Origin of the sequence: Janthinobacterium sp. HH104 (assembly GCF_001758715.1) — a bacterium.
Classification (GTDB): Bacteria; Pseudomonadota; Gammaproteobacteria; order Burkholderiales; family Burkholderiaceae_D; genus Janthinobacterium; species Janthinobacterium aestuarii.
Genome location: NZ_LRIB01000023.1, coordinates 1 through 17305 on the forward strand (window position 1 = coordinate 1; position 17305 = coordinate 17305).

Annotated in this window: 18 protein-coding genes and 1 tRNA gene; all 19 read right to left on the bottom strand. The window is 60.9% G+C overall.

What is annotated here, in order from left to right; all coding sequences use genetic code 11:
* Nucleotides 1-146: 146 nt before the first annotated feature.
* Nucleotides 147-222: transfer RNA gene (locus JAB6_RS07190), tRNA-Gly, on the bottom strand.
* A 225-nt stretch (nt 223-447) separates the two neighbouring features.
* Entirely contained in the window at nt 448-1032 is a 585-nt protein-coding gene (pgsA, locus tag JAB6_RS07195) for a CDP-diacylglycerol--glycerol-3-phosphate 3-phosphatidyltransferase (protein WP_070302029.1), read from the bottom strand.
* Between the two features lie 127 nt (nt 1033-1159).
* Nucleotides 1160-3040: an excinuclease ABC subunit UvrC gene (gene uvrC, locus JAB6_RS07200; protein ID WP_034749604.1), complete on the bottom strand. Its 1881-nt coding sequence runs from the start codon at nt 3038-3040 to the stop codon at nt 1160-1162.
* The gene (gene acpS, locus JAB6_RS07205; protein ID WP_070302030.1) at nt 3037-3477 is read right to left on the bottom strand and encodes a holo-ACP synthase; all 441 of its coding nucleotides are present in this window, start codon (nt 3475-3477) and stop codon (nt 3037-3039) included. Before acpS ends, uvrC begins: the two co-directional genes overlap by 4 nt.
* 20 nt (nt 3478-3497) lie before the next feature.
* The gene (gene pdxJ / locus JAB6_RS07210) at nt 3498-4259 is read right to left on the bottom strand and encodes a pyridoxine 5'-phosphate synthase (protein ID WP_070302031.1); all 762 of its coding nucleotides are present in this window, start codon (nt 4257-4259) and stop codon (nt 3498-3500) included.
* A gap of 30 nt (nt 4260-4289) precedes the next feature.
* On the bottom strand, nt 4290-5132 hold the full coding sequence (recO, locus tag JAB6_RS07215; RefSeq protein ID WP_070302032.1) for a DNA repair protein RecO: 843 nt from the start codon (nt 5130-5132) through the stop codon (nt 4290-4292).
* 28 nt (nt 5133-5160) lie between these two features.
* Nucleotides 5161-6063 (bottom strand): GTPase Era, encoded by a 903-nt coding sequence (era, locus tag JAB6_RS07220; protein WP_046683972.1) that lies wholly within the window; start codon nt 6061-6063, stop codon nt 5161-5163.
* 1 nt (nt 6064) lies between these two features.
* A complete protein-coding gene (gene rnc, locus JAB6_RS07225; RefSeq protein WP_034749615.1) occupies nt 6065-6880 on the bottom strand; it encodes a ribonuclease III in 816 nt (271 codons plus the stop codon).
* Nucleotides 6881-6954: 74 nt separating this feature from the next.
* Nucleotides 6955-7872 (bottom strand): signal peptidase I, encoded by a 918-nt coding sequence (gene lepB / locus JAB6_RS07230; protein WP_034749618.1) that lies wholly within the window; start codon nt 7870-7872, stop codon nt 6955-6957.
* Between the two features lie 3 nt (nt 7873-7875).
* On the bottom strand, nt 7876-9666 hold the full coding sequence (lepA, locus tag JAB6_RS07235) for a translation elongation factor 4 (protein WP_034749621.1): 1791 nt from the start codon (nt 9664-9666) through the stop codon (nt 7876-7878).
* A 317-nt stretch (nt 9667-9983) separates the two neighbouring features.
* Nucleotides 9984-10229: a glutaredoxin family protein gene (locus tag JAB6_RS07240; RefSeq protein WP_070302033.1), complete on the bottom strand. Its 246-nt coding sequence runs from the start codon at nt 10227-10229 to the stop codon at nt 9984-9986.
* 54 nt (nt 10230-10283) lie between these two features.
* On the bottom strand, nt 10284-11783 hold the full coding sequence (locus tag JAB6_RS07245) for a DegQ family serine endoprotease (protein WP_070302034.1): 1500 nt from the start codon (nt 11781-11783) through the stop codon (nt 10284-10286).
* Between the two features lie 236 nt (nt 11784-12019).
* A complete protein-coding gene (locus tag JAB6_RS07250; protein ID WP_070302284.1) occupies nt 12020-12355 on the bottom strand; it encodes a sigma-E factor negative regulatory protein in 336 nt (111 codons plus the stop codon).
* Between the two features lie 72 nt (nt 12356-12427).
* Nucleotides 12428-13051, bottom strand: a complete 624-nt coding sequence (gene rpoE / locus JAB6_RS07255; RefSeq protein ID WP_034749631.1) for an RNA polymerase sigma factor RpoE — start codon at nt 13049-13051, stop codon at nt 12428-12430.
* Between the two features lie 66 nt (nt 13052-13117).
* Nucleotides 13118-13645, bottom strand: coding sequence for a hypothetical protein (locus JAB6_RS07260; protein ID WP_139143312.1), 528 nt, complete (start codon nt 13643-13645; stop codon nt 13118-13120).
* A 135-nt stretch (nt 13646-13780) separates the two neighbouring features.
* Entirely contained in the window at nt 13781-15031 is a 1251-nt protein-coding gene (gene fabF / locus JAB6_RS07265) for a beta-ketoacyl-ACP synthase II (protein WP_034749634.1), read from the bottom strand.
* Nucleotides 15032-15060: 29 nt separating this feature from the next.
* Complete coding sequence (acpP, locus tag JAB6_RS07270; RefSeq protein ID WP_008449912.1) at nt 15061-15300, bottom strand: acyl carrier protein; 240 nt, start codon at nt 15298-15300, stop codon at nt 15061-15063.
* A gap of 178 nt (nt 15301-15478) precedes the next feature.
* A complete protein-coding gene (gene fabG, locus JAB6_RS07275) occupies nt 15479-16222 on the bottom strand; it encodes a 3-oxoacyl-ACP reductase FabG (RefSeq protein ID WP_034749638.1) in 744 nt (247 codons plus the stop codon).
* A gap of 49 nt (nt 16223-16271) precedes the next feature.
* A complete protein-coding gene (fabD, locus tag JAB6_RS07280) occupies nt 16272-17213 on the bottom strand; it encodes an ACP S-malonyltransferase (RefSeq protein WP_035820249.1) in 942 nt (313 codons plus the stop codon).
* Nucleotides 17214-17305: the final 92 nt, after the last annotated feature.

The following is a 17305-nucleotide window of genomic DNA, read 5'->3' on the forward strand; positions in this document are numbered from 1 at the left end:
ACTCTCGACCTCAACCTTGGCAAGGTTGCGCTCTACCAACTGAGCTACTCCCGCAGTGGACAACATTGTATCAGAAGCTCTACTACATCGCCAGTACTACTTTTTACTGCATTCGCTGTTTTTACCTATGACACGATCCAGAAAACTGGAGCGGGAGAAGAGTCTCGAACTCTCGACCTCAACCTTGGCAAGGTTGCGCTCTACCAACTGAGCTACTCCCGCGTCATCAACAACAGGCCAGCATTATAGAGGGATTACAGGGGCTGTCAACGGGCAATATCTGGTGTTTTACAAAATATTCCGCAGAAAGTAGCCAATACCGTCTTAAGGTCCTCCGAATAGCGTAGCGAGCAAGCGCAATATCGTGTTGAGTAGCGGAGCTGTACGAAGGTACAGCGAGCAACGGAGACGCGAGAGTGCGCTGCGCAGTAGCTAGGCGGAGCGGCCTTAATGCAGGCTACCGGCCTTTTCCTTGATGAGCGGCCATGCCAGGCGCAAGTAATAGAACATCGACCACACCGTCAACACGCAGGCGATCCACAGCAGCTTTTCGCCCCACACATGGGTGTCGATCGCGCCAAAGATCACTTCGTGGTACAGCAGCAAGGGAATGGCCGTCATTTGCGCGGCCGTCTTGATCTTGCCGATCGAGCTGACGGCCACCGATTTCGATGCGCCGATCTGCGCCATCCATTCGCGCAGCGCGGAAATCGTGATTTCGCGGCCGATGATGATGAAGGCCAGCACGGCATTGACACGGTCCAGTTGCACCAGCACCAGCAAGGCGCCCGCCACCATCAGCTTGTCGGCGACCGGGTCGAGGAAGGCGCCGAAGGCCGACGTCTGGTTCCAGCGCCGCGCGAGGAAACCATCGAACCAGTCGGTCACGGCCGCAACGATAAAGACCAGGGTGGCAACCAGGTTCTGGTCGCCATGCAGCAGCATCGACGGCGGCAGGTAAAAAACGCCGACGACAAGCGGAATCAGGGCCACGCGCAGCCAGGTCAGAAGGATGGGAATATTAAAAGGCATAAGAGAGCAATCGGCCGACGGGTAAATTGAATATGAAGAAAGTATGAAGAAAGCGCCACTAGTCTACATGGCCCAGGGGTATTAGCCTAGTCCGCTTGCCGCAACACCGGACCAGGCCATTGATCCATCAATGTAATTGCTTGTAGATCTCTTCCGCGAGTTGCGTGGAAATCCCCTCCACTGACATCAGGTCCTCGACGCTGGCGTCGACCACGCCGCGCAAGCCGCCAAAGCGCGACAGCAGTTTCTGGCGGCGCTTGGCGCCGATGCCTTCGATCTCTTCCAGGCGCGAGGTCTGGCGCGTCTTCGCCCGCTTGGCGCGCATGCCGGTAATGGCAAAGCGGTGCGCCTCGTCGCGGATCTGCGCGATCAGCATCAGGGCCGCCGATTCCTTGCCCAGTTCCTGCGCCGCGCGGCCATCGACGAACAGCAGGGTTTCCAGGCCCACCTTGCGCCCCTCGCCCTTGGCCACGCCGACAATCAAGCTGATATCGAGTCCCAGCTCGGCAAACACCTGGCGCGCCATCTCGATCTGTCCCTTGCCGCCGTCGATCAAGACCACGTCGGGCATGACGCCGTCGCCATTCGCCACCTTTTCATAACGGCGCATGAGGACCTGGCGCATGGCCGCGTAATCGTCGCCGGGCGTGATGTCGTTGATGTTGTAGCGCCGGTACTCGCCGTTCTGCATGGCGTGGTGATGGAACACGACGCACGAGGCCTGCGTCGCCTCGCCCTGCGTGTGGCTGATGTCGAAGCACTCGACACGCAGGCTGTCGAGATCTTCTGTTTCCAGGCGCAGTGCTTCGGCCAGCGCGCGCGTGCGCGACTGCTGCGAACCCTGCTCGGACAACAAGCGCGCCAGCGAAATCTCGGCGCCCTTCTGCGCCATCTCCAGCCATTGGCGGCGCTGTCCCTGCGGCTGGAAAATCAGGTTGATGCGGTGGCCACACTGCTCCATCAGCGCCACCATCAGGGCCGGCTGGTCGAATTCAATATTCAGGATCAGGGTGCCGGGAATGAATTTTTCCGTGTAGTGCTGGGCCAGGAAGGCGGCCAGCACTTCCACCTCGATGGCTTCCTCGGCAATCGCCGCCGCATCGCTGAGCTGGCTGGGGAAATACGCACGGTCGCCCAGGTGGCGCCCACCGCGCACCATGGCCAGGTTGACGCAGGCGCGCCCGCCCTGCACCAGCACGGCGATGATGTCGACGTCGGCGTCGCCCGTCGTTTCCATGCTTTGCTGGTGCAGCACGCGCGACAGCGAAGCGATCTGGTTGCGCACCACCACGGCCTGCTCGAATTTCAGCTCGGCGGCAAACGCATGCATCTTCTTTTCCAGGTCGGCCAGCACTTCGCTCTGGCGTCCGCGCAGGAAGCGCGCCGCGTTTTCCACGTCGTTCTTGTAGTCTTCCTTGCTGATCAGGTCCACGCACGGCGCGCTGCAGCGGCCGATCTGGTGCAGCAGGCAGGGCCGCGTGCGGTTCGCGTAGACGCTGTCCTCGCAGGTGCGGATCAGGAACACCTTTTGCAGGATCTGCATCGATTCCTTGACGGCCCAGGAACTGGGGAACGGCCCGAAATACTGGTTTTTCTTGTCCACGGCGCCCCGGTAATACACCATGCGCGGCGCATCGCCATTCGTGATTTTCAAATACGGATACGACTTGTCGTCGCGGAACAGGATGTTGTAGCGCGGCTGCAGCGCCTTGATCAGGTTGTTTTCCAGGATCAGGGCTTCCGCTTCGCTGTGCGTGACGGTCGTTTCCAGACGCGCGATGCGCTCGACCATCATGGCGATGCGGGGGCTGGCCAGGTTTTTCTGGAAATAACTGGAGACGCGCTTTTTCAAGTCGCGCGCCTTGCCGACGTACAGCACCTTGTCGGCGGCGTCGAAGTAGCGGTACACGCCGGGCAGGTTCGGCAGCTTGGCGACGGTGGCCAGCACCTGCGCGCGCGGGTCGGGCGGCGTCTCCGCCAAGGTAGATTCTGGGCTTGCTTCGGTCATTGCTGGCTCGGTTTGGGGTCAGACCCGCCGGGTCTGACCCCGGCATCTGCTTGCTCCACGATCACGAACGCGACCGCATACTCTTCTTCATCGCTGATCGTCACTTGCGCGCTCAGCCGGTGTTTTTCCATGAAGTCCGCCAGCACGCCGCTGCAGACGATCATCGGTTTGCCGCTCGGGTGGTTCAGCATCTGCGCGGCGGGCCAGGTCATCGGCATGCGCAAGCCCAGGCCGATGGCCTTGGAAAACGCCTCCTTGGCCGCGAAGCGCGTGGCGAGGAAGCGCACGCCGCGCACGGCGTTCTTGGCGCTGCGGGCGCGAAACTTTTCCAGCTCCTGCGGCCCCAGTATCTTTTTCGCGAAACGCTCGCCGTGGCGCGCCAGTGCCGCCTCGATGCGGGGGATCTTGCAGATATCGGTGCCGATGCCGTAGATCATGCTGCCTCCTTTGTGCGCGCTTATGCCTTGCTGGCGATGCGTGTGGCCACCATGATGGCCTTCATTTCGCGCACGGCGTTTTCCCAGCCGACAAACACGGCATGCGCGACGATGGCGTGGCCGATGTTCAGTTCCGCGATATCTGGAATGGCGGCGATCGCCTGCACGTTGGTGTAATGCAAGCCATGGCCCGCGTTGACCTTCAAGCCGCGGCCCGCACCGAACAGCACGCCCGCCTTGATGCGCTCGAGCTCGGCCAATTGCTCGGCGCCCTCGGTATCGGCGTAGCGGCCCGTGTGCAACTCGATCACGGGCGCGCCCAATTCAGCTGCGGCGGCGATCTGCTGCTCGTCCGCATCGATGAACAGGCTCACGCGGATGCCCTCGCCCTGCAATTGTTTCACGGCCGCCTGCACTTCCTTGAAGTAGCGCACCACGTCCAGGCCCCCTTCGGTCGTCACTTCCGTACGCTTTTCCGGTACCAGGCAGACGTCCGCCGGGCGGATGCGACAGGCGAAATCGATCATTTCCTGCGTCACGGCCGCTTCCAGATTCATGCGCGTAAGCAGCTGCGGCGCGATGGCGATGACGTCCGCATCCTTGATGTGGCGGCGGTCTTCACGCAAATGCAGGGTGATGGCGTCGGCGCCCGCCTGTTCGGCCAGCAGGGCCGCGCGGATCGGGTCCGGATACGCGGTGCCGCGCGCATTGCGCAAGGTAGCCACGTGGTCGATATTGACGCCCAGGTCGATGACGGGGCCGGAAGGCTGCAAAAAGCTCATATGATGGTGTCCGTAAAGTGCTGAAATCTATTACAGCTGCATTAAATCGATCAGTATCTGGCGCGTATTCAAGGTGGCGCCACCCAGTTGATGGGCCAGCAAAAAACGCATCAGCAGCTTGCTTTGCGCCTGCGTGGCCACGTCAAGATAATCTTCGCGCTCCATGTCGAGCAGGGTCTTGCCCGTGATCTTGGGCCAGGCGTCGGCGGCGCGCGCCGGACGCGGTCCCCGTTCCGGATCGACCACGTACACCTGCCCCGCATCGACGGCCTGGCGCGTGCCCGTGCAGCGCGTCAAGTCGGCCGCCACGCCCGTTTCCTTGAGCAGGGCACGCTCGAACTTGCGCAGCACGATGGGCGGCGGCTCATTGTGCGCCAGTTGATTCAAGGTGGCAACGTAGTGGTCGAACAGGACGGGATGCGGGTCGTCGCGCGCCAGCAGTTTCACCAGCAATTCGTTCAGATAAAAGCCGCACAGCAAGGCGGTCTTTTCCAGCGGCAGCATGCCACCCACCCACTCGGCGCCCGTGAGGATGCGCAGTTCGGACTTGCCCGTCCAGCCCGCCTGCAGCGGCTGGAACGTCTGCAGCACACCGCGCAACTGCGAATGGGGCCGCTTGGCGCCCTTGGCGACGAGCGCGATGCGGCCGTACTCGCGCGTAAACACGTCGACGATGAGGCTGGTTTCTTTATGCGGATAGCTGTGCAGCACGAAGGCGGGCTGGCCCGTGACCTTGCCGTCGCGCGCGGGCGGACGGCTGCGCCGGGGCGCGGCGGATGCGGGAGTTGCGGCCGGCGGCGCAATGGCCGCCGGCGCGGGGACAACGATGGAGGCTGGCGCAGGATCGTGCAGCGCTGGCGTGGTGGTGCTCATGCGTGTGGCGTCGCCCCCGGGTTGCGGATTACTCGTAGCCGTAGGCGCGCAAGCCCGCCTCGTTGTCGGCCCAGCCCGACTTGACCTTGACCCAGATTTCCAGGTACACGGGGCCGCCGAACAGCTTTTCCATATCCAGGCGGGCCTGGGTGGAGACTTCCTTCAGGCGCGCACCCTTGTTGCCGATAATCATGGACTTGTGCGTATCGCGTTCGACCAGGATGGCGGCGAACACGCGGCGCAGATCGCCTTCCTGCTCGAATTTCTCGATCAAGACGGTGCTCGTGTACGGCAGTTCGTCGCCGACGAAGCGGAACAGTTTTTCGCGCACGATTTCCGAAGCGAGGAATTTCTCGCTGCGGTCCGTGATGTCGTCCGGGCCAAAGATCGGCTGGTTTTCCGGCAGGAAGCGCTTGATTTCGTTCTGCAAGCCTTCCAGCTGGAAGTGCAGCTTGGCCGAGACGGGCACGATGGCGGCGAAGTCGCGCATGGCGGCGACCTTTTGCGCGAACGGCAGCAGCACGGCCTTGTCTTTCACGCGGTCCGATTTATTGATGACGAGGATGCATGGCACTTCCTTCGGCAGCAGGTCCATCACTTGCTGGTCGGCCGGGCCAAACGTGCCCGCCTCGATCACGTACAAAATCACGTCCGAGGAAATCAGGGTGTTCGTCACGGTTTTGTTCAACGTCTTGTTCAGCGCGTTCGAGTGGCGCGTCTGGAAGCCAGGCGTATCGACGTAGATGAATTGCGCGTCCGGCACCGTCTGGATGCCCGTGATGCGGTGGCGCGTGGTTTGCGCCTTGCGCGAAGTGATGCTGACCTTCGCGCCGATCAGCACGTTCATCAGGGTCGATTTGCCCACGTTCGGGCGGCCCACGATGGCGATATAGCCGCAGCGGAAGTTGTCGGGCATTTTGGTGGCTGTCATGCTAGTGTCGATTCTGTTTAGTGTGAGCGGCGATCGCCGGGGCAGCAGGAGCTTGCGCGTCGTCGCTCTGGATGGTGGCAATGCCGGCCAGCTTGAGCTGGGCGGCGCGCGGTTTGGGCTTGCGGCTGGCGGCAGGCGACTTCAGCAGCGCCTGCTCGGCCACGTCCAGCGCCAGTTTGGCGGCGGCTTGCTCACCGGCGCGGCGGCTTCCGCCACGGCCGTAAACCTGGATGTTCAATTTCGGCACCAGGCATTCGATCTCGAATTCCTGGCTGTGGGCGGCGCCGTGGGTAGCCACCACGTTGTACTGTGGCAGCGAAATTTTCTTGCTTTGCAAAAACTCCTGTAGCAGGGTCTTGGCATCCTTGCCCAGGGTTTGCGGATCGACCGAGTCGAGGATGGGGATGTAGAAGGCGCGGATCACCGTGCTGGCCGCATCGAAGCCCGTGTCGAGGAAGATGGCGCCCAGCAAGGCTTCCAGGGTGTCGGCGAGGATCGATGGACGGCGGAAGCCGCCCGATTTCAGTTCGCCTTCGCCCAGGCGCAAAAATTGCGACAATTCCAGCTTTTGCGCGATTTCATACAGCGACTGCTGTTTCACCAGATTGGCGCGCAAGCGCGACAGGTCGCCCTCGTCGATGGACTTGAAGCGTTCGTACAGGATGGAAGCGACCACGCAGTTGAGGATGGAGTCGCCGAGGAATTCCAGCCGCTCGTTATGCAAACTGCTGTGGCTACGATGCGTCAAGGCTTGCTGCAACAGGCCAGCATCCTGGAACGTATAGCCTAAACGGGTTTGCAATAGCTGAAGATTCATTGTTGTTTCTGTGTCATCTGAGTAATTCGGCTGGCCGCCGCGCGGGGAATCGGCGCGGCAGCCATAGGGACGGCCTAGTGTATGCCGCCCACTCGTTTCGGATTGCTGAAGTTCATCCACACCAGGAAAGCCTTGCCGACGATGTTCTCGTTCGGCACGAAGCCCCAGTAGCGGCTGTCCGCGCTATTGTCGCGGTTATCGCCCATCATGAAGTAATTGCCTTGTGGCACTACACACGTAAAACCGTCTTCGTTGTAGTTGCACGCATCCTTGTGCGGGAAATCCTTCACTTCGCGCAAGTTCAACGTTGGAGCAGGCTCGTCGTTGAGGATGCGGTGGCTCACACCCGTCAGGTTTTCTTCCAGCTGCTTGTGGTAGACCGTGCTTTCATCGTCCAGATAGTCGTCCAGCGGCGTGTACGCCACTTCCTTGCCGTTGACCGTCAAGCGCTTGTTTTCATAGGTGATTTTATCACCGGGTACACCGATCACGCGCTTGATATAGTCTTGCGACATGTCTTTCGGGTACTTAAACACCATCACGTCGCCGCGCTGCGGATCATTGACTTCAATGATGCGCTTGTTGACGATCGGCAAACGAATGCCATAGGTGAACTTGTTCACCAGAATCAGATCGCCCACCAGCAAGGTCGGCACCATCGAGCTCGACGGGATCTTGAACGGCTCGTACAGGAACGAGCGCAGGCAGAACACGAGCGCGATGACGGGGAAGAAGCTGCCCGAATACTCGACCCAGGTCGGCTGGCGCAACAGGGCCGCCTCGATGCTCGCGCGGCTGCCGCCGGCATCGGACTTGATGCCCTCGGCGGCCAGCTTGGACTGGCGCGCATCGAATTCAGCCAGGGCGCGGTCGGCCGCCTTGCGGCGCTGCTTGGACAGATAAAACACATCGAGGCACCAGACCAGGCCCGTCAACACCATCAGCACGAACAGGATTAAAGCGAAATTTCCTAAAATCACTTGCAGGTTCATTGATTAACCATCCACTTGTAAAATTGCCAGGAATGCTTCTTGCGGGATCTCCACGGAACCCACTTGCTTCATGCGTTTCTTACCCGCTTTTTGTTTTTCCAGCAATTTTTTCTTGCGGCTGATGTCGCCGCCATAGCACTTGGCCAAGACGTTCTTGCGCAAGGCTTTTACGTTCTCGCGCGAAATGATGTTCGCGCCGATGGTCGCTTGAATCGCCACGTCGAACATCTGGCGCGGGATCAGTTCACGCATCTTGGCAGCCACCTGGCGGCCACGGTACTGGCTGTTCGAACGGTGGACGATGATGGCCAGCGCATCGACTTTTTCGCTGTTGATCAGCATGTCGACCTTGACCACGTCGGCCGCGCGGTATTCCTTGAACTCGTAATCCATCGAGGCATAGCCGCGCGACGTCGATTTCAGGCGGTCGAAGAAGTCCAGCACGATCTCGGCCATCGGCATTTCATACACGAGCTTGACCTGGCGGCCGTGGTAGCTCATGTCCATCTGGATACCGCGCTTGCCGATACACAAGGTAATCACGGAGCCCACATATTCCTGCGGCATGTACAGATTGACCGTGACGATAGGCTCGCGCACTTCCTCGATGCGCGACGGATCGGGCATCTTCGATGGATTGTCGACGTTGATCATGGTGCCGTCGCGCTGGATCACTTCGTACACCACGGTTGGCGCCGTGGTGATCAGGTCCATGTCGAATTCGCGCTCGAGGCGCTCCTGCACGATTTCCATGTGCAGCAAGCCCAGGAAGCCGCAGCGGAAGCCGAAGCCCAGCGCCTGCGACACTTCCGGCTCGTACATCAGGGCCGCGTCGTTCAGTTTCAGCTTTTCCAGCGAGTCGCGCAGCGCGTCGTACTGGTTCGCTTCCACGGGGAACAGGCCGGCGAACACTTGCGGCTGCACTTCCTTGAAGCCAGGCAATGGCGCGGCGGCAGGACGGTTGGCCAGGGTGACGGTGTCACCCACTTTCGCCGCTTTCAATTCCTTGATGCCGGCGATGATGAAGCCCACCTGGCCTGCCGATAATTGCGGCAAGGATTGCGAACGTGGCGAAAACACGCCAATGTCTTCCACCAGCTGCACCGAATCAGTGGCCATCAGGCGAATCTTGTCTTTCGGTTTCAGGGTGCCGTTGATGACGCGCACCAGCATGACCACGCCCACATAGGCGTCATACCAGGAGTCGACGATCAGCGCCTGCAGCGGCGCGTCCGGGTCGCCCTTCGGTGGCGGTACCTTGACGATCAGTTGTTCGAGCACGTCCAGCACGCCGAAGCCCGTCTTGGCCGAGCAATGCACGGCGTCGCCCGCATCGATGCCGATCACGTCTTCGATCTCGGCAATGGCGCTCGGCGGATCCGCGTTCGGCAAGTCGATCTTGTTCAGCACGGGTACCACTTCCACGCCCAGGTCCAGCGCCGTGTAGCAGTTGGCGACCGTTTGCGCTTCCACGCCTTGCGACGCGTCCACGACCAGCAGCGCGCCTTCGCACGCCGACAGCGAGCGCGACACTTCATAGCTGAAGTCGACGTGGCCCGGCGTATCGATCAGGTTCAGGTTGTAGATCTGGCCATCGCGCGCCTTGTAGTGCAGGGCCGCCGTTTGCGCCTTGATGGTAATGCCGCGCTCGCGCTCCAGATCCATCGAATCGAGCACCTGCGCCTCCATCTCGCGGTCGGACAAGCCGCCGCACAATTGAATGATGCGGTCAGCCAGGGTCGATTTACCGTGGTCAATATGGGCGATGATGGAGAAATTGCGTATGTTGTTCATTAACTAATATAAGTGCGAAGTTTACGACACTGCTTTAACAGGAATCATGGGGATCATGCTCGGGCCAAGCCGGGCCAAAACCGGGCACCCCACTCATGATGAAAAAAGCGCTCCGAGCAGGACATCTGCATGCCCAGGCGAGCGCTTTTGAAGCGACAGAAGCTGCTGCCTCGGACAGTAGCTTTTTCGACCTCCCCATTTTACCGGATTTCAGAGTAGAAAGCCCGTCTTATGAGGCCGACACCGGGGCAAGCCGACATTTTCGGCTGTTTTCAGCACCAGAATGGTGCAATGCAGTGTCAATATTGACAATCAAGCTACGCCAGGCAGCGGCGCACGGCCGCCTCGTCAAGGAAATAATGGCAGAGCTCGGGCTGGGCCAGGTCGCCGAACAGCACCGGCACCAGCTCATCGAAACGGGCCAGCAGCGAGGCATCGGGCGATGCATCGATGTCGATCACGTCCACCGTGAACGGTTTTCCGGGCGGCTGCAGCAGGAGCAAAGCGTCGAGCATGTCCTGGCAAAGGTGGCAATAACTGCGGGAATAGAGGGTGAAGTGCATGGCGGGCAGGATACCGCATCCCGGCCGCGGCCGGAATGCGGGATGATCACATAGTTACTTCGCCGACGGGCGCAGCGAAACGAATTGCGCCACGTCGCCACGGCGCACCAGCAAGGCCGACGTCTTCTTCGGATCGAGCTTGGCGACCAGGGCATTGAACTGCCTGGCGTCTTTCACTGCAACGTTATTCAGTTGCAAGATCACATCGCCAGGCTGCAGGCCGGCCAGGGCCGCCACGCCATCGGCCTCGTCGACCTGCACGCCCGCGTCGATCTTCAGTTCCTGCTTCTTCGCGGCCGGCACGTCGCTGACCTTCAGCCCCAGGGCATTGACAGCTTGCGCTTCCGGCTCCTTGGCGCTCTTCTTCGCCGTTTTCTCGCTTTCCAGCTCGACGACGGTGACGGGGATGTCCTGCTGCGCCCCCTTGCGCCACACGGTGAGCGTGGACTTGCCGTTGACGGCGGCGCCACCCACCAGGCGCGGCAGGTCGGAGGAGCGCTCGATCTGAGCGCCGTTGAATTTCAGGATGATGTCGCCCGGCTTGATACCCGCCTTGTCGGCGGGACCGCCCGGCTCCACCATCGATACTTGCGCGCCCTTGGCATTCGGCAAGCCCAGCGATTCCGCCACGTCCTTGCTCACTTCACCGATCTGCACGCCGATGCGGCCGCGCACGACTTTACCCGTCTTTTTCAGCTGCTCGCCCACGCGCATGGCTTCATCGATGGGCACGGCAAACGAAATGCCATTGTAGGCGCCGGACAAGGTGGCGATCTGCGAATTGATGCCGATCACTTCGCCGCGCATATTGATCAGCGGACCGCCCGAGTTGCCGGGATTGACGGCAACGTCGCTTTGAATCAGCGGCAAATAGTCGCCCGTGTCGCGTGATTTGGCGGAAATGATGCCAGCCGTCACCGAGTTTTCCAGGTTGAACGGCGAACCGATGGCGATGACCCACTCGCCCACACGTATCTTGTTGGAGTCGCCGATGGTCAGGCGCGGCAAGTTGCCGCCCTCGATTTTCAGCAGGGCCACGTCGGTCCGCGCATCGGCGCCGATCACCTTGGCCTTGAATTCGCGCTTGTCCGTCAGGGTCACGTAGACTTCATCGGCGCCGTCGACCACGTGGGCATTGCTCAGCACGTAGCCATCGGCCGAGATGATGAAGCCGGAACCGACACCGCGCTGCACTTCCTGTTCCTGCGGCACGGCACGGCGGCCGCCGCCGCGTGGCGCCTGCTGGCGCGGCGTCGGCATGGCGCCGCCAAAGAAGCGGCGCAGGAATTCCTGCATTTCCTGTTCATCCTGGCTGCCGACGCCGGCGCCGTTCATTTTCAGGCGCTCGGTGGTGCGGATATTCACGACGGCCGGGCCGACGGCATCGACCAGGTCCGAGAAATCAGGCAATTTCACGGCCGGCACGGCGGCCTGCGCCTGTGGCGCCAGGTCCAGCATGGAGGGGGCAAAAAAGACGCCAGCCGTACCGAACAATAAGGCGGAAAGCGTCTTCACTGAAAACGACTTGCTGGCAGCACACATGTTTTTTTTCATGGAAAAGATCTTCTCGAATATAGAAACGGATCAAACCGCGGATCAGACTATTGCCTGCGTGCATGATTGGCCGTCACGACGGAATCCCGGGGGCAAACACACCCGGCAGCGCGCATGGCAGCAACAATATATCGCAAAAGCAAGATATTGCCTGCGCACAGTGTCAATCGTACCGAAGGCCAGTGTCAATAGGGCGACGGGAACATTAAGCCTGGCATAAGATGGCAAACAGCCTCTTAGCGTTGCGCCAGTGGCCCCGCCTCCAGTGGCTCGGCAGTGCCCGGCGGCACGATGGCGGCGGACAGGGGCAGTAGCGGCTCGGCATGGGCAGCCGGCCCCTCAGGCGCCGCCTCGGCGGCCAGGCGGGCGGCCAGGCGCGCATCGAACTGCTTGCTCAGTGCATGGCCGCACTGCTCCGAGCGCAGCACGTCACCGATATGGCGATAGGCATCCCAAGCCTGCCGCCCCTCATCCGTGTCGAGGGCGGCAAAAGCCAGTTCGAGTTCGCTCGCCGCCAGCTCGCCATCGGCCAGGGCGGAAATAGTCTCGTGCAATCGTGTATGCGTATCCATGATGGGTCCTGCCATTTCAAAGGGATCGGTGCGGAAACCGGACACAGCCATGCCAATCTCATACTCTCCAGATTACCAGCGCTTGTCAATTGGCATGTCCAGCAACGGTTTCAATTTCTCCGCAATCACTTCGCGCGCGCGAAAAATCCGGCTGCGCACGGTGCCGATGGGGCACGCCATGATCTCCGATATTTCTTCATAGCTCAGGCCCTCGATCTCGCGCAGCACGATGGCCGTGCGCAATTCGATGGGCAGTACATCCATGGCCGCATTGACGGTGGCCGCAATCTGCTTGCTGGCCAGCACCGATTCGGGTGTATTGTTGTCGCGCAATTTATTGCCATCATCGAAGGACTCCGCCTGCTCGGCGTCGGTATCGCTGGACGTGGCGGCGCGGCGCCCCTGTGTGACAAGATAATTCTTGGCCGTATTGATGCCGATGCGGTACAGCCAGGTATAAAAGGCGGCCTCACCGCGAAAATGGCGCAGCGCCCGGTATGCCTTGATAAAGGTTTCCTGCACCACATCTTCGGCCTCCGCCGGGTCATGCACAAGGCGCGACACGAGGCGCATCAAGCGGCGCTGGTATTTCGATACCAGCACATCGAATGCCCGTTTGTCGCCGGCCTGCACCCGCTCGACCAGTAACTGATCATACTCGCGCTCTGTCCTCACGCCCAATGTCCCTGTAGTCATGCAGCGTGGGCGCCTGTATGGATATAGAGTTGGCCCGCTGCAAGAAGTTCAGTGTTCGCCCCACTTTTATTCTTCCCCATTCCGCGCCGCGATGGCCCGGCACGCCACGGCCAGCGGGCGGAAGGCGGCGCAGCTGCCGCCGCGCTGCACCAGCACATCCGTACGCCGCCCGGCAGCATCTGCCAGGCACAGCACCAGCAGCGACGGCCACAGGGTCGAGCCCGGTAACAGGCGCAGCCCCGGCGGCACCAACGGCCCCGCGCCGGCCGACTCCATCACCGCGCTGGCATCCATCATTGGCACCCCGCCATGCTCCAGATATACCGCCAGCCGCAACTGGCCAACCGGCGAAATATCAAGCGTCCGCGGCTTTCTGCGCCTGCGCAGCAAAGCGAGCAACAACACGCCGCCAGCCGCACTCAGCAGTGCACCGCTCCAGCCCAGCGCATAAGCGCCCACCAACTGGACGGGGCCAGAGCCGGGCACGGCCGCAACGCGCCACGCACCGCTCAAGGGCCAGGCGGCCAGCAAGGCACACAGTCCCAGCGCCGCTTGCAACAGGCGCAAACAGACAGGCGTGCGAATGACAGCCACTACCGCGATTGACATACTTCATGGGAAAAAAAGGCGCGCCGGCAACATGCCGGGCAAATTCAGGCGCCAACGAACGTTGGCGCCGAATCAGCGCTCACTACAGTTTGACCGTAGCGAGCGCTTGAAAGTTCCTGCTTATTTCGCTTTACCGAAAATCAGCGTGCCATTCGTTCCGCCGAAGCCGAACGAATTCTTCACTGCATAATCGATCTTCATATCCCGCGCCGTGTTGGCACAGAAATCGAGATCGCAAGCCGGATCCTGGTTGAAGATGTTGATGGTCGGTGGCGACACCTGATGGTGCAATGCCAGGACCGTAAACACCGCTTCCAGACCGCCCGCGCCGCCCAGCAAATGGCCCGTCATCGACTTGGTCGAGTTGACAACCAGATTCTTGGCGTGCTCGCCGAAGGTGCGTTTGATGCCCATCACTTCCGCCACGTCGCCTTGCGGGGTCGACGTGCCGTGCGCGTTCAGGTACTGAATCTGATCCGCGTTCAAGCCAGCGTTGTTGAGGGCCGCGATCACCGATTTGCTGCCGCCGCTACCATCTTCCAGCGGCGAGGTCATGTGATAAGCATCTGCGCTCATCCCGAAACCATGCACTTCGGCATAGATCTTGGCACCACGGGCCACCGCGTGCTCGTACTCTTCCAGCACCATGACGCCAGCGCCCTCGCCCAGCACGAAGCCGTCGCGGTCGGTATCCCACGGACGCGATGCCGTTGCCGGATCGTCGTTGCGGGTCGACAAGGCACGCGCCGAAGCGAAACCGCCCAGGCCCAGTGGCGACACGGTCGATTCAGCACCGCCGGCGATCATGACGTCGGCATCGCCGTACTCGATCATGCGCGCTGCGGCACCGATGCTGTGCAAACCGGTGGTACACGCTGTAACGATCGCCAGGTTCGGGCCCTTCAGACCATATTTGATCGAAAGGTTGCCAGAGATCATGTTAATGATCGAGGCAGGCACGAAAAATGGCGAGATACGGCGCGGACCGCGCTTTTCGTACTCGGACTTGGTTTCCTCGATCAGCGGCAAGCCGCCGATACCGGAACCGATGATCACGCCGATGCGCTCGGCGTTTTCTTCGGTCACTTCCAGGCCGGAGTCCTGCATCGCCTGGATGCCCGCAGCCATGCCGTAATGGATAAAGGTATCCATGTGGCGGGCTTCTTTACCGGAGATGTACTCTTCGATATTGAAGCCTTTGACCTCACCAGCGAAATGCGTGGTGAATGGCTGTGCATCAAACTTGGTAATCGTGGCAATGCCGGATTTACCTTCAATGATTGCGCCCCACGCCTCGGCAATAGTATTGCCGACAGGTGAAACGCAGCCCAGGCCGGTGACAACAACACGACGGTTTTTAGAACGGCTCAAGCGATTCTCCTGAAGTCGGTCAGACAGGCTTAGGCCTTGACGTGTGCGGTGGCGTAGTCGATCGCCTGTTGCACGGTGGTGATTTTTTCAGCTTGTTCGTCAGGGATTTCCATTTCGAATTCGTCTTCCAGGGCCATGACCAGTTCCACGGTGTCCAGGGAATCGGCGCCGAGATCGTCGACGAAGGAGGATTCGATTTTGATGTCTGCTTCTGCAACGCCCAGTTGCTCAGCGACGATTTTCTTAACGCGTTGTTCGATATCCGACATGTTATGGCTCCAAAGTGTGTGTTACGGAAAGTGCGCGCATTTTATCAGGTTTGCGCGTCCGAATACTAATTTCGGTGTCTGCTGCTAATTCGACCGAAGCTGCTGCTAAAAGATGCGATTATAGACAAAAACGACCGTTGAATCATGCCACAAACGCCCGCCCCGTCTAGCTTTCACATCAATTCATGTACATTCCACCGTTCACGTGCAGGGTCGTGCCCGTGATATATGCCGCTTGCGGCGAGGCCAAAAAGGCTACCGCCGCCGCCACGTCTTCCGGTTTGCCCAGGCGGGACAGCGGAATTTGCGTCAACAGGGCCGCGTGCTGCTCTTCGCTCAGCGCCTTGGTCATGTCGGTATCGATGAAGCCCGGCGCGATGCAATTCACGGTAATGTTGCGGCTGCCGATTTCGCGCGCCAGGGCGCGGCTCATGCCTTCCACGCCGGCCTTGGCCGCCGCGTAATTCATTTGCCCCGGATTGCCCGACGACGCCACCACCGACGTGATATTAATGATACGCCCAGTTTTGGCTTTCATCATGCCACGCAGTACGGCGCGCGACAGGCGGCCGACGGCCGACAGGTTGGTGGAAATGACGCTGTCCCACTCTTCATCCTTCATGCGCATGGCCAGCTGGTCTTGCGTGATACCCGCATTGTTGACCAGGATCGACAGGCTGCCGTAGGTTTTCTGCACTTCATCGACGACGGCCGCGCAGCGCGCCGCGTCGGTCACGTTCAGGACCAGGCCCTTGCCCGTCACGCCTTCGGCGGCCAGGTAATCGGTGATCGCTTGCGCGCCGCTTTCCGAGGTGGCGGTGCCGACCACGGTAGCACCCTGTTTGCCCAGTTCGGTGGCAATGGCGCGGCCGATGCCGCGCGAGGCGCCCGTGACCAGCACGACTTGATTTGCTAAATTCATGAGTATCCTTAAATGCAAGCGCGGCAGGCAAGCTGCCGCGATCTGATGTTTATTTGAGCTGCGTCAAAATGCGTTCCAGCGATGCCTGGTCGACGATGGCGTCGCCCACGAGCACGGGATCGATGCGCTTGGCCAGGCCCATCAGGACCTTGCCCGGACCGCATTCGATCACTTGCGTTATGCCGTCGGCCGCCACTTTTTGCATGGTTTCCACCCAGCGCACGGGGCTGGCTGCCTGGCGCACGAGCGCATCCTTGATGCCGGCAACGTCGTTGACGATGGCCACGTCGACGTTGTTGATCAGCGCGATTTGCGGCGCCGAGAACGTCAAGCCGGCCATGTATTCGCGCAAACGGTCCGATGCAGGCTTGAGCAGCGACGAGTGGAATGGCGCGGAGACGGGCAGCTTCATGGCGCGCTTGGCGCCCTTGGCCTTGGCCAGTTCGCAGGCGCGCTCGACTGCCGCCGTATGGCCGGCGATGACGACTTGTGCTGGCGCATTGAAATTGACGGGCTCGACCACCAGGGCCGGGTTTTCCGCCGCCGCTTCCGCACAGGCGGCGCGCACGTCGTCATCCGACAGGCCCAGCACGACAGCCATCGTGCCCTGCCCCACCGGCACGGCTTCCTGCATGGCTTGCGCGCGGAAACGCACGAGCGGCACGGCATCCTTGAACGAGATGACGCCTGCGGCGACCAGCGCCGAATATTCACCGAGACTATGACCGGCCACGACCGTCGGCACGGGGCCGCCGGCCGCCAGCCAGGCGCGGTAGAAGGCCACGGCCGCCGTCAGCATCACCGGCTGCGTATTGGTGGTCAGGTCCAGCTCTTCCTTCGGACCTTCGGCGATCAGCTTGCCCAGGTCGAATTGCAGGGCATCCGACGCTTCGGCGACGGTTTGCGCAACCACGGGGTTGCCGGCGAAACCGTCGAGCATCGCAATCGCTTGCGAGCCTTGGCCTGGGAAAACAAATGCAAATTGTGTCATGTCGACTCCGTTTTTTTTACTATTTACTCAGAGAACCAAATGCAACTGCTGGGGTACGACCCAACGGGTCGGACCCCGAAATCAGCCTTCGG

Excerpts from the sequence above, each read along its gene's own strand:
- pgsA (WP_070302029.1), bottom strand. The coding sequence starts at position 1,032 with ATGCCTTTTAATATTCCCATCCTTCTGACCTGGCTGCGCGTGGCCCTG.
- uvrC (WP_034749604.1), bottom strand. The coding sequence starts at position 3,040 with ATGACCGAAGCAAGCCCAGAATCTACCTTGGCGGAGACGCCGCCCGAC.
- acpS (WP_070302030.1), bottom strand. The coding sequence starts at position 3,477 with ATGATCTACGGCATCGGCACCGATATCTGCAAGATCCCCCGCATCGAG.
- pdxJ (WP_070302031.1), bottom strand. The coding sequence starts at position 4,259 with ATGAGCTTTTTGCAGCCTTCCGGCCCCGTCATCGACCTGGGCGTCAAT.
- recO (WP_070302032.1), bottom strand. The coding sequence starts at position 5,132 with ATGAGCACCACCACGCCAGCGCTGCACGATCCTGCGCCAGCCTCCATC.
- era (WP_046683972.1), bottom strand. The coding sequence starts at position 6,063 with ATGACAGCCACCAAAATGCCCGACAACTTCCGCTGCGGCTATATCGCC.
- rnc (WP_034749615.1), bottom strand. The coding sequence starts at position 6,880 with ATGAATCTTCAGCTATTGCAAACCCGTTTAGGCTATACGTTCCAGGAT.
- lepB (WP_034749618.1), bottom strand. The coding sequence starts at position 7,872 with ATGAACCTGCAAGTGATTTTAGGAAATTTCGCTTTAATCCTGTTCGTG.
- lepA (WP_034749621.1), bottom strand. The coding sequence starts at position 9,666 with ATGAACAACATACGCAATTTCTCCATCATCGCCCATATTGACCACGGT.
- JAB6_RS07240 (WP_070302033.1), bottom strand. The coding sequence starts at position 10,229 with ATGCACTTCACCCTCTATTCCCGCAGTTATTGCCACCTTTGCCAGGAC.
- JAB6_RS07245 (WP_070302034.1), bottom strand. The coding sequence starts at position 11,783 with ATGAAAAAAAACATGTGTGCTGCCAGCAAGTCGTTTTCAGTGAAGACG.
- JAB6_RS07250 (WP_070302284.1), bottom strand. The coding sequence starts at position 12,355 with ATGGATACGCATACACGATTGCACGAGACTATTTCCGCCCTGGCCGAT.
- rpoE (WP_034749631.1), bottom strand. The coding sequence starts at position 13,051 with ATGACTACAGGGACATTGGGCGTGAGGACAGAGCGCGAGTATGATCAG.
- acpP (WP_008449912.1), bottom strand. The coding sequence starts at position 15,300 with ATGTCGGATATCGAACAACGCGTTAAGAAAATCGTCGCTGAGCAACTG.
- fabG (WP_034749638.1), bottom strand. The coding sequence starts at position 16,222 with ATGAATTTAGCAAATCAAGTCGTGCTGGTCACGGGCGCCTCGCGCGGC.
- fabD (WP_035820249.1), bottom strand. The coding sequence starts at position 17,213 with ATGACACAATTTGCATTTGTTTTCCCAGGCCAAGGCTCGCAAGCGATT.